A 14,462-nucleotide genomic window follows, 5' to 3' on the forward strand; every position below is an offset into this window, starting at 1 on the left:
ATAACCGCCGCATCCACCAGACTTTGTTGTGCACCCATAGTTGCCGCGCAATCGAATCCCCACTCGCTTGACACGCAACCAATCCCTTGCCTATATTAAAAGCAACAAATCACTTGCCTATCGCCGTCAATGGCCGAACGCCCCGAAGACACCGACCTGCTATTCAAAGCGCTCGCCGATCCAAGCCGCCGCAAACTGCTCGACCTGCTACATGCAAACGACGGCCAGACGCTCAACGAACTGTGCGAGCACCTCGACATGACGCGGCAAGGCGTGACACAGCATCTCGGCCTGCTTGAAGCGGCGAACCTCGTCGTCACGATGCGGCGCGGCCGTGAAAAGCTGCACTTCCTGAATCCCGTACCGCTGCAGGCAATCTACGAGCGCTGGATTGCCAAGTTCGAGAAACCGCGCCTCAAAGCGCTGTCGAATCTGAAACGACGCCTGGAGAAGGACAAATGAGCCGATCGACCTTTGTGTACGTCACTTACATCCGCACCACGCCGGAGAAGCTGTGGTCCGCATTGACCGACGCGGAGTTCATGAAGCAGTACTGGTTCGGCATGCACTGCGAAAGCGGCTGGACGGCGGGTTCGCCGTGGCAACTCGTGTCACCCGGCGGGGAGATCTTCGACGCGGGCGAGATCATCGAGGCTGAGCCGCCGCGGCGTCTGGTGATCCGCTGGCAGCATCAGAACCGGCCGGAACTTGCGGCCGAAGGCGATTCGCGCTGCACGATGGAACTCGAGCCGCTCGGCGCGGCGGTCAAGCTGTCGATCACGCACACGATCGAGCGCGATCCGTCGAAACTCATCGAGGCGGTGTCGGGCGGCTGGCCGAAAGTCATTTCCAACCTCAAATCGCTGCTGGAAACCGGTTCGGTCGTGATGGACGAACCGTATCCGGCGGAGAGTGCCGGTTCGGCAAAGCATTAAAACGTTGTGTCGGCGGGTGGTTGGTGCCGGCGTGTGTTTGCAACAGCGTCACGCCGGTCGCCCAAAGATCCCAAAGCCACCATCAATTCAATACCCAAGCGCGCAACCATCCTTGCGATGATCCGATGCGCCGGCCAGCACACCCTGCTCCCAATCGATCCAGATCGCCTGCGAGCCGCCAATTGCCGACGACGGCGCCGCGAGCCTGAAGCCGCGCTCAGCCAACTCCGCGCACACCGATGCGGGCATCGTCCCCTCGACGTCGACCGAATCGGTGCCCGGGCGCGGGAAGATGCGCGGCAGGTCCATCGCCGATTGCATATCCACGCCGTAGTGCAGCACTTTCGACAGGAAGTGCGCGTGCCCCATCGCCTGGTAGTGGCCGCCCATCACGCCGAAGCTCATGCGCACACGTCCGCCTTGCGTGACCATGCCCGGGATGATCGTATGCATCGGACGCTTGCGTGGACCGATTGCATTCGGGTGCCCCGGTTCGACGACGAAGCTCTGCCCGCGGTTATGCAGCAGCACGCCCGTCCCCGGCGCCATGAAACCGCTGCCGAACGGATGAAACAGCGAGTTGATGAAACTCACGCAGTTGCGGTCCTTATCGACGACGGTGATGTACACCGTGTCCTTGTGCTCGACCGGGGTCAGCGCCGGCGCGGGCGGCAATGCGCGCGCGAGATCGATGCGGCCGCGCAGTTCGTCGGCGAGCGCATCGGACAGCAGCCAGTCCACATCGATCTTCTGATTGCGCGGATCGCCGAGCACTGCATCGCGCACCGAATAGGCAAGCTTGGCCGCCTCGACTTCGCGATGGATGCGATCAACATCAAGCGGATCGCCTTCGGCTTCGAACTTCTCCAGGATCTTCAGGATCATCAGCGCGATCACGCCCTGCCCGCCCGGCGGACATTCGACCACGTCATAGCCGCGGAAGCTCGCGCGAATCGGCGTCACGTAGTCGCCGTGGTAGTCGGCGAAATCGTCGAGCGAATGCAGCCCGCCGTGCGCGCGCAAATGCGCGACGATCTTTTCCGCGAGCGGGCCGCGATAGAACGCGTCGCGCCCTTCTTCGGCAATCAGCCGCAACGTGTTGGCCAGATGCGGCTGACGATGCACGGTGCCCTGCCGCGGTGCGGCGCCGTCGACCAGCATCGTCGTGCGAGCCTCGGCGTCGCGCAGCAGCGTGTCGACTTCGTGCGACCAGTCCGACGAACTGCGCGGCGTGACCGCGTAACCGTCCTCCGCGTAGCGGATCGCCTGCGCGAAGATTTCGCGCAGCGGCATGCGGCCGTGATCGCGATGCAATGTCGTCCACGCATGCACGGCGCCGGGCACCGTCACCGCATGCGGCGAATGCCGCTCGATCGTGCTCACGCCAAGCTGCTGCAAACGCTCGACCGTCGCCGCGGCCGGCGCCCAGCCCGAGCCGTCATACGCGACGATATCGTCGCTGCCGCCGCGCGAGTACAAAGCGAAGCAATCGCCGCCGACTCCGGTCGAACCCGGCTCGACCACGCACTGCACCGCGCACGCGGCAATGGCCGCATCCATCGCGTTGCCGCCGGCGGCGAGCACATTGACCGCGGCGAGCGTGGCCGCGGCGTGCGACGTCGCCGCCATGCCGTTGCGGGCAAACGCGAGCGAACGGCCGGGCTTTTCGAAGTTACGCATACAAACGTTCTCCATCCATGATGGAAGCGCGCGCGGCGGCCTATGAAGATCCTGCCGCCTGATCGAATGCGCGCTTCGGGAAAAGGTGACGCCGCGCCGCACAAGCGGCATCGGCGCTGACAGTGACGGCGACGAGGCCGTCAGGCTATTCGGGAAGCGGCGACAGCGGCGCGGATTCGGGCGCAAGCACCGGTGCCGCCTTCAGCGTGCGGCGCAGGAACGCACGCGTGCGCGCATGCGTCGGCGCGGTGAAGATCTGCTCGGGCGGTCCCTGCTCGATCAGCTCGCCCTGGTCGAGCACGACGACACGATGCGCGACCTCGCGGGCAAACTCCATCTCGTGCGTGACGACGACCATCGTCATGCCGTCGCGGGCCAGTTCCTTCATCACCTGCAACACTTCGCCGACCGTCTCCGGATCGAGCGCGCTAGTCGGTTCGTCGAACAGCAGCACCTTCGGCTGCATCGCCAGCGCGCGCGCAATTGCGACGCGCTGTTGCTGACCACCCGATAATTGCGACGGGTAGTGATCCGCGCGATCGGCGAGGCCGACGCGAGCCAGCAGCCGCTTGGCCTGCTGAAGCGCTTCGGCGCGCGGCACTTTCAGCACATGAACCGGCGCCTCGATGATGTTTTCGAGCGCCGTCATATGGGGAAACAGGTTGAAGCGCTGGAACACCATGCCGATATCGCGACGCTGCCGCGCCAGCTCACGCGCCGAATCGCGCGCGACCCGGCCGTCCGCATGCTCGACGAAGCCGAGCAACCGGCCATTGACGCGCACCCGGCCGGCATCGAAGGTTTCCAGCAGATTCAGGCAGCGAATGAAGGTCGTTTTGCCCGAGCCCGACGAGCCGATCAATACGACCACCTCGCCTTTCTTCACGCTCAACGAAATACCGTTGAGCACTTTCGTTGCGCCGAACGACTTGTGAATCTCCGACGCTTCGATAATGACTTCGTCTGTCTGACTCACTTCAACGCCCTCTCAGAAGCTTCATGGTTTGCGCGCCGAACAGGCGGTTACCGGACGACGCATGCGCTTCGCCACGGCCGAAGTGCGCTTCGAGGCGGCGCTGCACGAAACCCCATAACGTGGTGAGCAGCAGGAAGTAGATCGCGAGAACGAGATACAGCTCGAAGACGCGGAAATTGACCGACGTAACCATCTGCGTGCTCAGCATCAGTTCCGGCACGCCGATCACGCTGACGAGCGTGGTGTTCTTCAGCATCACGTTGAACTCGTTGCCCATCGGCGGCACGATCACGCGCAACGCCTGCGGCAGCACGATGCGCCGCATCAGCAGCACCGAGGTCATGCCGAGCGAGCGCGATGCTTCGTACTGACCGCGATCGACCGCGCTCAGACCCGCGCGAATGATTTCCGCCATATACGCGGCCGAATTCATGCCGAGCGCAAGCACCGCTGCCTGAATATTGCCGGGCAGCGTGAATACACCGAAGTCGAGATCGTGAAAGCGGAAGATGTTGGCGGCCGCGAACGCGGTGTACAGAAACACGATCTGCACCAGCAGCGGCGTGCCGCGTACCGCCCAGATATAGCCGCGCGCCAGGTACTGCAGCGGACGGTTCGGCGACAACCGCAACAGTGCGATGAACAGACCCAGCATCACTCCGAGCAGAATCGCCGAAACGCTGATCCCGCAAGTCAGCCACAGTCCGTGCAGATACGCGGGACTGGGCGTCATCAGAAACTTGCGGAAAATTTCCCAACTGAAGTTCATGGCGTCGTCCCGCTCAATAGCGCTCGTTCTGCAGTTGCCACTTCGCGAGCATTTGCGTATAGCGGTCGCTCTTCGTCAGATCGGAAGTGGCCTTCGCGACCGCGCCTGACAGCGGTTCGCCCTTGCGCGCGCCGATGCCCGTCGCGATTCGCGCGAAGCCGGTCACCGCCTGCTCGAACATGTCGCCGGACACCTTCTGGAATTGCGCGGCGCTTTCGGCGGTCGTGCCGTAAGAGTCGACCTGCTGCAGACGGAATGCCTGGAACGCGTCGGCGTCGGTGTTGTAGACGACGATGTTCATCGGCGGCTTATGCGCGGCGGTCAGTTTGTCGTTTTCCTTTTCCAGCAGCGAGCGCATCGTCGAACCGTTGATCACCGCGACCTTCTGGCCGGACAGATCATCGAGCGAATGCACTTTGCGCGGGTTGCCGCGCGGCACCATGATCGACTGGCTCGAGTACATATAGTCGTGAATATCGATGATCTCGCGCCGCTCCGGCTTGTCGAACAACTGGCCGATGATCAGATCGCACTGATGTGCCTTCAGCGCCGGAATCAGGCCGCTGAACGGCACGATATGCCAGTCGACCTTCAGATTACCCATCGACTTCGCGACATCGCGCGCGACGTCGATCGAAAAGCCCTGCGGCTGCTGCTGCTCGTCATAGAACGCGAGCGGCGGCGCGTCCATGCTTGCGCAGTAAGTGAGCGTGCCGTTCTTGACGAGGCCCGTGGGCTGCGCGTCGTCCGCGAGCGTGATACCTGCGTGCAACAGCATCGAAACGCCCGCGCAGACCGCGGCAAAACGAAAGCGCGTGATTGTTTTTCCTGACATCGGCTTGCTCCTGTTGTGATGAGTAATCTCCGACCGCGCGATGTCGTCCCTGCGTTCCGGCATCGATGCGGGGGCCTGGCACGACCGTCAGTCGCGAGGTTTGGGGGTGCCGAGAAGCGTGAGCACGCGCGGCACCGTCGATTCGATGTGTTCGCGCATGGCCTGCTCCGCGACTTCCGGATCGCGGCTGCGAAGCGCGTCGATCAGCAGTTGGTGGTAGTCGCGCGCGCTTTTGCGTCTGAAGGTTGCCTGCTCGATCCACAGCCGCATCGGCCCTTCGATCAACGCGTACAGCGAGCAGATCTGTTCGTACAGGCGCGTGCGGCCGCTGATACCGCACAGATATTCGTGAAACGCGCAATGACGCTGAACCCACAGGTCGATATCGCCGATGGAGCTGTCCATGTCGTCGAGCAGGCGTTCGAGCGTGCGCAGGTGCTCGTCCGTGCAGCGCGGCGCCGCGACGCGCATCGCGAGGCCTTCTAGCGCGACGCGCATATCGAAGATGTCCTCCAGCTCGTCCGCGCTCAGGCCGCGCACGATCGCGCCGCGATTCGGGCGCAACACCACAAGACCTTCGGCATGCAGCCGGCGCAGCGCTTCGCGCACCGGCATGCGGCTCATCGACAGTTCGGCCGCGATGGTTTCGGCGACGATGCGCTGCCCGGTCGCGAAGCGCCCTTGCGAGATCGCGTCGAACAGGAAGCGATAGGCCGCCTGCTCGGCGGTGGATCCGAGTTCGGACTTTCGTAACGCGGCGGATTTATGCATGAATCGGAGGCAAACGCACGGGAACACGGAGGCAGGATACTCAAAGTGGCTTTTTGTATCCAGTTTTTCAAAAACGAATCAGGGAATGTCCTGAGGCTGGAACGCGCGCGGAAAAGCTTGCAGCAGCTCAGTCAATTCTTACCAAAATCTTTCGATTCGTCGCCGCGTTACCGGGATATGGCGTGGATGAAGCCGCGTCGATCGCGGAGAATCTCAGATTGACGATCGAGCGAGGTGACTTCGATCATCGGTGGCGGCTGGGCAAACCGGTTCCATTCACGGTCAGCATCGGCGTCGCGGGCTGAACGGCCGGCGAACGCGATGTGGAAGCGCTGGTGAAGCGCGCGGACGTGGCGCTGTACAAGGCGAAAAACGCCGGGCGGAATCGGGTCGAGGTCGCGTGGGATTGAAGTGCGGTACAGGCATGCGCGAAGGAGAGCACTCATGGCCCAACTGCTGTCGGTCAATGTCGGCTTGCCGCGCGACATCGAATGGAACGGCCGCACCGTTCGCACCGGAATCTGGAAAAGCGCGGTACCTGGCCGCTGCCGGGCCGGCCGGCTGAATCTCACCGGCGACGGTCAAGGCGATCTGGCCGGACACGGCGGCGAGCAGCGCGCCGTATTCGTCTATCAGATCGAGTCATACCGCTACTGGCAGGCGCAACTGAAGCGGACCGACTTCGTCTACGGACAGTTCGGCGAAAACTTCACGATCGAAGGACTCGCCGATTCGACCGTTTGCATCGGCGACCGCTATCGGATCGGCAGCGCGCTGTTCGAAGTGACCCAGCCGCGCGTCACCTGCTATCGCGTCGGAATCCGGATGAATGAGCCACGCATGCCCGCCTTGCTGACATCGAGCGGACGGCCCGGTTTCTACTTGCGCGTGCTGAGCGAAGGCGACGTTACGCCGGGCGACGAAATCATCAAGATCGGTGAGGCCAGCGAGCGCATGAGCATCGCGGAAGTCAACGCATTGCTGTATTCGTCCGATCATCCGCGCGATCGGCTCGAACGTGCATTGCGAATCGATGCGTTGTCGCCCGGATGGCGCGGCTCGTTCGACGCGCTGCTGAGAAGCCAGACGGCAGGCGTCACGAACGGCAATGCGGGCCTCGCGCCCGCCTCTGCCGCGCATCCGGTTGCAGCGGGGTTTCGTCCGCTCGCGGTCACGGCCATCGACGAGGAATGCGCGGACGTGCTGTCGCTGACGTTGCAAGCCGCAGACAATCAACCGCTACCGAGCGCGCTGCCCGGCCAATACGTGGTGTTGCGTCTGCAACGCACGCAAGATGGCGCGCCGCTGTTGCGCAGTTACTCGCTGTCGGGAGGGCTTTCAACCGAGCATTACCGGATCAGCGTGAAAATCGAGCCGAACGGCGCAGCGGGCACTTTCCTGCGCGAGCATGTGCGCGTGGACGACGTGCTCGACGTCAGTTCGCCGCGCGGCAGCTTCACGCTGCAGGCCGGCACCGGGCCGGTGGTACTGCTGAGCGCGGGCATCGGCGCGACACCGGTGCTGGCGATGCTGCATGCGCTAGCCGCCAGCGGTTCGACGCGGCCCGTGCTGTGGCTTCACGCGGCGCGCGACCGGCAACATCATCCGTTCAGTGCCGAAGCGCGCGATCTGCTGCTCGCGCTCCCGCACGGTCGCGGCTTCGTCTGTTACAGCCGGCCCGATGCGCTCGACAGGCTCGGCCGGGATTTCGATGCGACGGGGCATCTGTCGCAAGCATTGCTGGAGAAAGCTGGCGTGTCGCGCGACGCGGATGCGTACCTGTGTGGACCGACGCGGTTCATGGCGGATATGAAAACCGCGCTCGCGGCGTTAGGCGTGACACCCGAGCGAATTCACGCGGAAATCTTCAACGGCGGCGAATCGCTGACGCCGGGTATCGTCGCCGCACCGCAGAGCACGCCGCATCTGCCCAAGGACGATGCCAGCAATGCCGGCGTCGGACCGCTCGTTTCGTTCGCGCGCAGCGGCATCAGCGCGCACTGGAACGGCTCGACTTATCACAGCATTCTCGAACTCGCCGAGGCATGCGACGTGCCGGTGCGATGGTCGTGCCGCAGCGGCGTCTGTCACAACTGCGAAAGTGGCCTGATTTCCGGTGCCGTCAGCTACGATCCGGATCCGCTCGATGCGCCCGCCCAAGGCAATGTGCTGATCTGTTGCGCGCAGCCGCAAGGCGACGTCGTGGTCGATGTGTGAGGCGCGGCGTACGCGTCACCGGCCGTGGCCTGAAACATCCGGACGCACATGCAGCAGCAACGCCGCGCATATCAGAGCAAAGCTCACGCGCGGCGCGACGAACGCGACCAGCATCGCGATCACGAAGCTTGCGAGCACCGCCAGCGAACGGCGCCGCGCCACCCGCCGCGCGGGCGCGGACACCTGCGACGCGCTCGCGCCCGCGAACACCTGACGCTCGAACATGTTGTAGGCAATGTCGATGCAGACGAACAATCCCGCGTAAAAGGCGACCGGGTTCGATGCGAGCTTCGTGCGCGCGACCCACGCGGTTGCGAACGGCAGCAGCGACACGATGAACAGATGAACGAAGTTGACCCACATCAGGCCGAGCGTGGGCCGCTCGACAAAACGCATCAGGTGGTGGTGATTGATCCAGATGATCACGACGAACAGAAAGCTCACCGCGTAGCTGACCGCCTCCGGCCACAGCGGCAACAGCGCCGAGAACGCAGGGTCGTCCGGGGCCTTCAGTTCCAGCACCATGATCGTCACAATGACCGCGAACACGGCATCGGAAAACGCGATCAGTCGATCCGCGGTCGTCTTTGCTTCATGCATCGCACGCTCCTGCGGTGAAGGGGACTTCCGTTCAGATCGATCGCGACAGATCGATGGCGGCAGTGACGGCGCGACACACCGCGCCACTGCACTGCCGCCTTAGCCGTTCGCCTGTTCCTTGAGCCGTTTGCGATGCGCCGCTACCTTCGCGCGATTGCCGCAGATCGCCATGCTGCACCACCGACGCGCGTGGCCTCGCGTGTGATCGGCGAACATCAGCGTGCAGCGCGGCCCTTCACACGCTTTCACGTAAGTGAAGTCTTCGTCGCACACCAGTTTTGCCATCGCCTCGGCAATCGGCAGCAACAGCGATTCGGGCGATTTCCAGCGTCGATTCGTACGCAATTCAAAAGCTGTGTCGCCGCCTGTGCTGTCGGCAACGATTTCTCCGTATCGCTCGTCCCGTTCGAGCAGTGCATTCAAACGGCCGAGTTCGCGCAGATCTTTGGCCGCAAGCGGCTTGCCCTTGCGCTTCTGCACGAATCCCCTGAACCACTCGCGCAGTTCGCGGGCTTGCGACGCTATCGCGTCCAGCTCGGCCGGTTTGGACTGCGCGCGCAGCGTCGCCAATGCAGTGGCCGGCACCAGCTCGGCCTGTTCCAGCCACGCGAGCAGGCCCTCGCCGTCGCTGATCCAGTCGATCTGCTCGTCGACCGGCGTGGCGATCGAATTGAGGAAATCGAGGCCCGTTGCATCGGCCAGGAAGATCGCGGGAATCGGTTGATAGTCCATTTGCGGAAACGGATGTCAGGTAAACGATAACGCATCGTAACCTTCAAATCGATCTTTGACAAGTTACATGACGCAAAAAGTAACCTTCAACGCGGAAATTGAAGGGTTACTCAAAAATGGCCGTGATAGGCGCGAAGGCTTCGCGATTGATGACAATGACGCGACCGGCATCGGCGCCGCGTCGACACCGCCGCCAGCCATTGCAACGACGGTCAGACGTACAGCCCCATCTGCGACATGCTTGCCTGAATCTGCTGGCTCATCGTCGTGATCGTCTGCTGGCCGCCGCCGCGGATCGGCAGCAGCACGGTGGCCCGCCCCATCATCACCGTCGGCTGGAAACCGATATCGACGAGGCTCTGCTTCAGCGCGGCATGGAACTCCGCTTTCTTGAAATCGGTGGCGACAGCAATGGAATCGCTGCCCTGATTCTCGAACACCCACTTGTACAGGTTCGGCATCGCGCGCTTGAAGATGCGTCGATGGTGCTCGTTGATAAAAAAATCCGAGAACTTGACGTATTGGTCGATACGGTTGTTGAGAAAATCGCGCGTCTTGCCGCCGCCCATGAACATCGTCGAGCTCATGCCGGGCGCGGTTTTCTGATAGCCGGGCATCTTCTGTTTCATCTTCGCATACAGGTTGCACTGAGCCAACTCGTCGTAATTCGGTGAGGGCTGCGACGTGAACTGTGTGCCGAAATGATCGAGAAATTTCCAGGCAAGAAACCACACCATCTGAGCCGCTTCGCCCAGATCTTTATTCACGCTCTTGTCGAGATTGACCTGACCGCTGTGATTGCCCGGGAACGGCACGAATATCGCGTTCGTGCCACGGTTCGTGAAAGTGACGCGCTTGGCGTCCTGCGGTTTGAAGTAACCGCGGGTCTCATGCATCGACAGCACGGCAAAATAATTCTTCACGTTGCCGCGGATCGTGCTGGCATCCTCATCGCTTTTGTTGCCGATGCCGGCAACAGGGTCGACCGCGAAAATATTGACGGCGATATCCGGAAAGATTTCACGAAGCTTGAATGCCAATTTCGTGCACGTTACCGCGCCTCGGCTCCACCCGAGCATGTTGATCGTTTTGGGCGGCGGATTCAATCCAGCGATCGTCGCAACCGCATGCATCACGTTGTCGTCCCATCCCGCACCCGACAACGTACCGGTCAATTTCCAGTTGATGTGGGTATGCCCCATCTCCTTGTTGCCGAAGGTTTCCTTTTGCTGTTTGTCGCGCGTAAACGGATTGAATTGTCCGGGTATCACGCTCGTGGTCGGACTGCTGCCCGGCCCGTCGCAAATGAGGAAGTCCTGATATTCGGCGCCCGCGGCGAGGCGGCCGAATTCGGCGACGATTTCGCCCTGCCCGTCGCGGCTGGCGTTGGTCCCATGATTGAACACGGTAAATACCGGTGGCGTAAATGCAGGCATCGAATCTTCCTCCAGTCAGATAGCGCGACGTTATTTAGCCGGATTCGCCGGACACAGATTGCCATGCCCGAGTGCGCCACCGCGTCGCAGCTTACCAGTGTGCTAATCGATTTTGCAACGCCCGGATGGCGGTTCGATGGCGACTGGAAAATAAGCGCGAATCACGACTAATAGGTCAACGATCGATCGTGCTTTCGATGCGAATCGCGCGTTCGTTCGGAGTGAGTGCAACGTCCGCTCACGCGGATAACGCTTACGCAGTCGCGCTGAACAACTGCACTATTTCGTCGAGACCGCGCACCTGCCAGTCCGGCGTCTGACCCATCTCTTCGAACACGTTGCCGGCGCGATTGATCCAGCAAGTTGGGAAACCGAAATAGCGTGCGCCGGTCGCATCCCATCCATTTGACGACACGAACAGAATCGATTCGCGACCCGTGCCGAATGCCTGCTCGGCGAGCCCATACGCCTGCTCGGCAGGCTTGTATGCGCGCACCGGATCGACGCTGAGCAGATGGTCGAATGCCGCGCGCAGTCCCGCATGGCCCACCACCGCGCCGATCGTATGCGGCGAACCGTTCGACAGCACCGCGAGCTTCAGCCCTAGCCCACGCAGTTGCCGCAGCGCTTCGGGTACTTCGGGAAAAGCTTGCAAACGCAGGTACGCATCGCAAAGCGTTTGACACGCGCTCTCATCCAGATCGAGCGCGAGGTGCTTGCACGTATATCGCAACGCATCCCGCGTCGCCTGCTCGAACGTCACGTAGCGGTTCATCAGCGTACGCAGCCACGTGTATTCGAGCTGCTTCTGTCGCCAGATCATGCTGATTTCGCGGCCGCGTCCAGCAAATTGCCGATCGCACTGCGCGGCCACCGAGTGCACGTCGAACAGCGTGCCGTAGAGATCGAACGCGATTGCCTTGATGGGCTCCATGTCACCTCTCCTTGTAGAACACCGACGGCAGTCCCCGTGCGGGTAACTGGCCCGAATGACGACACCCAAACAGTAACCTCTCAAATTCAATTTGACAAGTTACTCTATGCGAATGTAACCTTCAAATCGATATTTGAAAGGTTACACGATCGGTGGACCAATCGAGCCCCTGGCTGTGGTCATGCCGCGTTTGCCGAGTCGCTGACGTAGAGCATTCGTCGGCATCGTCGTCTTTCACTTCAACTTCAGGAGAACAGTCATGCGCGCAATCGTGCTGGAAAAATTCGGCGGCCTCGATAGTCTGGTCTATACGGAACTGCCGGAGCCGGAACCGCTGGAAGCTCACGTGGTAATCGAGATCAAGGCGTTCGGCATCAATCACGCCGAGATGCATATGCGCCGCGGAGAATGGGCGGAAGCGGCCAAAGTGAGCGGTATCGAATGCGTGGGCGTGGTGAAGTCGTGCCCCGGCGGCGAATTTCCGGTAGGCGCGAAAGTCGCGGCGCTGATGGGCGGCCTCGGACGAACCATCAACGGCAGTTACGCGCAATACACGCGCGCACCGGCATCCAATGTCGCGCTGATCGAGTCGGATCTGCCCTGGGCGCAGCTCGCGGCGATTCCCGAAACCTACGCGACCGCGTGGACCTGCCTGTTCCGCAATCTCGACATCACGGCGGGGCAAACCGTGGTGATCCGCGGGGCGACATCGTCGTTTGGACAAGCCGCCGTCAATCTGGCGGTCAACGCGGGCGCGAAAGTCATCGCGACGACCCGCAGTCCGGCGCGTTTCGCGATGCTCGAGAAGCTTGGCGCGTCGCGTGTCGAGATCGAGGGACCGGACCTGTCGAAACGCATCGCGGAAGCGAAGCAGATCGATGCGGTGCTCGACCTCGTCGGCAACAGCACGATGCTCGACTCGCTCGCGATGTTGCGGCGCGGCGGCCGCGCGTGCCTTGCGGGCTGGCTCGGCGGGCTGGCTCCGATTGCCGACTTCAACCCTCTGCTGCAGATGGCAAGCGGCGTATATCTGACGTTCTTCGGCAGCTTCGTGTTCGGCACACCCGGTTTTCCGCTGTCCGACGTGCCGCTTCAGAAGATCGCCGAAGACGTCGAGGCCGGTCGTCTGAACGTGCAGCCGTCCCGCGTGTTCGGTTTCGACGAGATCCGCGAAGCGCATCGCGTGATGGAAGCCAACGAAGCCGGCGGAAAGATGGTCGTCGTTCTGTGACCGCAGGCGGCCGGGAGGCCGCCGGCACGTTCACAGACTTCCGTTCGAGCTGCGTTATGCTGTCGGGCGTCGAGTTGACAGGTGCCGGGCGCGATGCAACGGCTTGCCGGCCTTGCAGCCAGTAATTTGACCGCCTGTCCATCCACGCTTGACGCGGCCAGCCGCCTGGCACATCCACAGAACGAACGGAGGTACCGACGTGAAATTCCGCATGCTACTGCTGCCACTGGCTCTCGCCGCCTGCTCGCAAACACCGGTAGCGACCAACCCGGCGCCGCCGGCGAGCACGCCGGGCACCGCCACCGTCGCAGCCGCGAGCACGCCGTCGGTCAGCGGAAGCGCGCTCCTCGGCGAGTACCACTGGCAACTGAACGACGCGATCGACAGTAACGGCAATCGCATCGATGCGTTGTTCGTCCGTCCGGCCCAGCCGCTGCAACTGGATTTCACCGCCGACCGCCTGAACGTGGTCAATGCCTGCAACAACCTGGGCGCGGGTTACAGCATCAGGAAAGGACGGCTGCAGGTCGGCCCGATGATCAGCACGATGATGGCCTGCCACGACCCCGCTCTGTCCGCGCTCGACAATGCCATCTCACAGCGCCTGCGAGGCAGCGTCAGCGTGAATCTGCTGTCGCGCGACAATGCCCCGCGTCTGCAGCTCGTTACCGATAGCGGCGACACGCTCAGCTTCACCGGTGTGGCCACAGCTGAAACACGTTATGGCGGCCCCGGCGAAAGAGCCTTTCTCGAAGTCGCGGCGCAAACAGTGCCGTGCAACCATCCGTTGATTCCGGGCAAGCAATGTCTGCTGGTGCGCGAGCGTCACTTCGACGAGCAGGGTCTGCCGAGCGGCACGCCCGGCGAATGGCAACCGCTGAATCAGGATATCGAGGGCTATACGCATACGCCGGGTATCCGGAATGTATTGCGCGTGAAGCGGTTCAACATCAGCAACCCGCCCGCCGATGGTCCGTCGGTCGCTTACGTGCTGGACCTCGTGGTGGAGTCGGAGAAGGTGTCGCAATAGGCGCGGTGCGGGGGATGAACCGGTCGATGCGGCGCTGCGATAAGACGAGCATCTGACATGCGCGTGCGTTAGCGGCTGTAGCAGCGCAAGCGCGTAAGCGGCGGTAGCACCTTAAGCGCGAAACGCGCGCCGCCGGCCGCGCCCCGCCATCTCAGGCACAAAACAAAAGCACATCTCGGGCCGCGCTCTATGGCAATCGCGCTGCGGAGAGGCTAGAGTTTCTAGCGGCAACACATGGCAGCGCGCCGTCATCCTCGCGACCGTACCACGCTGGTGCTCACAACCGCGTCAAATGCGGCACAAGGGCAGGTGGAAA

General features: G+C 62.4%; 15 protein-coding genes. 5 read left to right on the plus strand and 10 right to left on the minus strand.

Going from position 1 to position 14,462, the window contains the following annotated elements; all coding sequences use genetic code 11:
* Window positions 1–129 precede the first annotated feature (129 nt).
* Both L0U82_RS39505 and L0U82_RS39510 read left to right on the plus strand, forming a co-directional pair.
* Window positions 130–462, plus strand: a complete 333-nt coding sequence (locus L0U82_RS39505; protein ID WP_233839256.1) for an ArsR/SmtB family transcription factor — start codon at window positions 130–132, stop codon at window positions 460–462.
* The gene (locus tag L0U82_RS39510) at window positions 459–935 is read left to right on the plus strand and encodes an SRPBCC family protein (protein ID WP_233839258.1); all 477 of its coding nucleotides are present in this window, start codon (window positions 459–461) and stop codon (window positions 933–935) included. The genes L0U82_RS39505 and L0U82_RS39510 overlap by 4 nt, the downstream gene beginning before the upstream one ends.
* Before the next feature lie 87 nt (window positions 936–1,022).
* On the opposite strand, the gene ggt is transcribed toward L0U82_RS39510, so the two are convergent.
* The 6 genes from ggt to L0U82_RS39945 all read right to left on the minus strand — a co-directional run bounded on the left by ggt (window position 1,023) and on the right by L0U82_RS39945 (window position 6,412).
* The gene (gene ggt / locus L0U82_RS39515; protein WP_233839260.1) at window positions 1,023–2,615 is read right to left on the minus strand and encodes a gamma-glutamyltransferase; all 1,593 of its coding nucleotides are present in this window, start codon (window positions 2,613–2,615) and stop codon (window positions 1,023–1,025) included.
* 145 nt (window positions 2,616–2,760) lie between these two features.
* Window positions 2,761–3,591, minus strand: coding sequence for an amino acid ABC transporter ATP-binding protein (locus L0U82_RS39520; RefSeq protein WP_326489804.1), 831 nt, complete (start codon window positions 3,589–3,591; stop codon window positions 2,761–2,763).
* Window position 3,592: 1 nt separating this feature from the next.
* Window positions 3,593–4,360, minus strand: a complete 768-nt coding sequence (locus L0U82_RS39525) for an amino acid ABC transporter permease (RefSeq protein WP_233839262.1) — start codon at window positions 4,358–4,360, stop codon at window positions 3,593–3,595.
* 13 nt (window positions 4,361–4,373) lie between these two features.
* The gene (locus L0U82_RS39530) at window positions 4,374–5,195 is read right to left on the minus strand and encodes an ABC transporter substrate-binding protein (protein ID WP_233839263.1); all 822 of its coding nucleotides are present in this window, start codon (window positions 5,193–5,195) and stop codon (window positions 4,374–4,376) included.
* A gap of 87 nt (window positions 5,196–5,282) precedes the next feature.
* Entirely contained in the window at window positions 5,283–5,966 is a 684-nt protein-coding gene (locus L0U82_RS39535) for a GntR family transcriptional regulator (RefSeq protein ID WP_233839264.1), read from the minus strand.
* Between the two features lie 167 nt (window positions 5,967–6,133).
* On the minus strand, window positions 6,134–6,412 hold the full coding sequence (locus L0U82_RS39945; protein ID WP_326489805.1) for a hypothetical protein: 279 nt from the start codon (window positions 6,410–6,412) through the stop codon (window positions 6,134–6,136).
* On the opposite strand from L0U82_RS39945, the gene L0U82_RS39545 reads away from it, so the two are divergent.
* On the plus strand, window positions 6,411–8,183 hold the full coding sequence (locus tag L0U82_RS39545; protein WP_233839265.1) for an MOSC and FAD-binding oxidoreductase domain-containing protein: 1,773 nt from the start codon (window positions 6,411–6,413) through the stop codon (window positions 8,181–8,183). The genes L0U82_RS39945 and L0U82_RS39545 overlap by 2 nt on opposite strands.
* Before the next feature lie 15 nt (window positions 8,184–8,198).
* On the opposite strand, the gene L0U82_RS39550 is transcribed toward L0U82_RS39545, so the two are convergent.
* The 4 genes from L0U82_RS39550 to L0U82_RS39565 all read right to left on the minus strand — a co-directional run bounded on the left by L0U82_RS39550 (window position 8,199) and on the right by L0U82_RS39565 (window position 11,885).
* A complete protein-coding gene (locus tag L0U82_RS39550) occupies window positions 8,199–8,783 on the minus strand; it encodes a TMEM175 family protein (protein ID WP_233839266.1) in 585 nt (194 codons plus the stop codon).
* Between the two features lie 99 nt (window positions 8,784–8,882).
* Window positions 8,883–9,515 carry a CGNR zinc finger domain-containing protein gene (locus L0U82_RS39555; RefSeq protein WP_233839267.1) on the minus strand — a complete coding sequence of 211 codons (633 nt, stop codon included), beginning with the start codon at window positions 9,513–9,515 and terminating at the stop codon, window positions 8,883–8,885.
* A 212-nt stretch (window positions 9,516–9,727) separates the two neighbouring features.
* Window positions 9,728–10,951: a DUF5621 domain-containing protein gene (locus L0U82_RS39560; RefSeq protein WP_233839268.1), complete on the minus strand. Its 1,224-nt coding sequence runs from the start codon at window positions 10,949–10,951 to the stop codon at window positions 9,728–9,730.
* 253 nt (window positions 10,952–11,204) lie between these two features.
* Window positions 11,205–11,885, minus strand: coding sequence for a haloacid dehalogenase type II (locus L0U82_RS39565; protein WP_233839275.1), 681 nt, complete (start codon window positions 11,883–11,885; stop codon window positions 11,205–11,207).
* 259 nt (window positions 11,886–12,144) lie between these two features.
* On the opposite strand from L0U82_RS39565, the gene L0U82_RS39570 reads away from it, so the two are divergent.
* Entirely contained in the window at window positions 12,145–13,116 is a 972-nt protein-coding gene (locus L0U82_RS39570; RefSeq protein ID WP_233839277.1) for a zinc-binding alcohol dehydrogenase family protein, read from the plus strand.
* Between the two features lie 199 nt (window positions 13,117–13,315).
* On the plus strand, window positions 13,316–14,146 hold the full coding sequence (locus L0U82_RS39575) for a DUF4377 domain-containing protein (protein WP_233839279.1): 831 nt from the start codon (window positions 13,316–13,318) through the stop codon (window positions 14,144–14,146).
* Window positions 14,147–14,462 lie beyond the last annotated feature (316 nt).

The sequence above is a fragment of the Paraburkholderia sp. ZP32-5 genome (assembly GCF_021390495.1).
Taxonomy (GTDB): domain Bacteria; phylum Pseudomonadota; class Gammaproteobacteria; order Burkholderiales; family Burkholderiaceae; genus Paraburkholderia.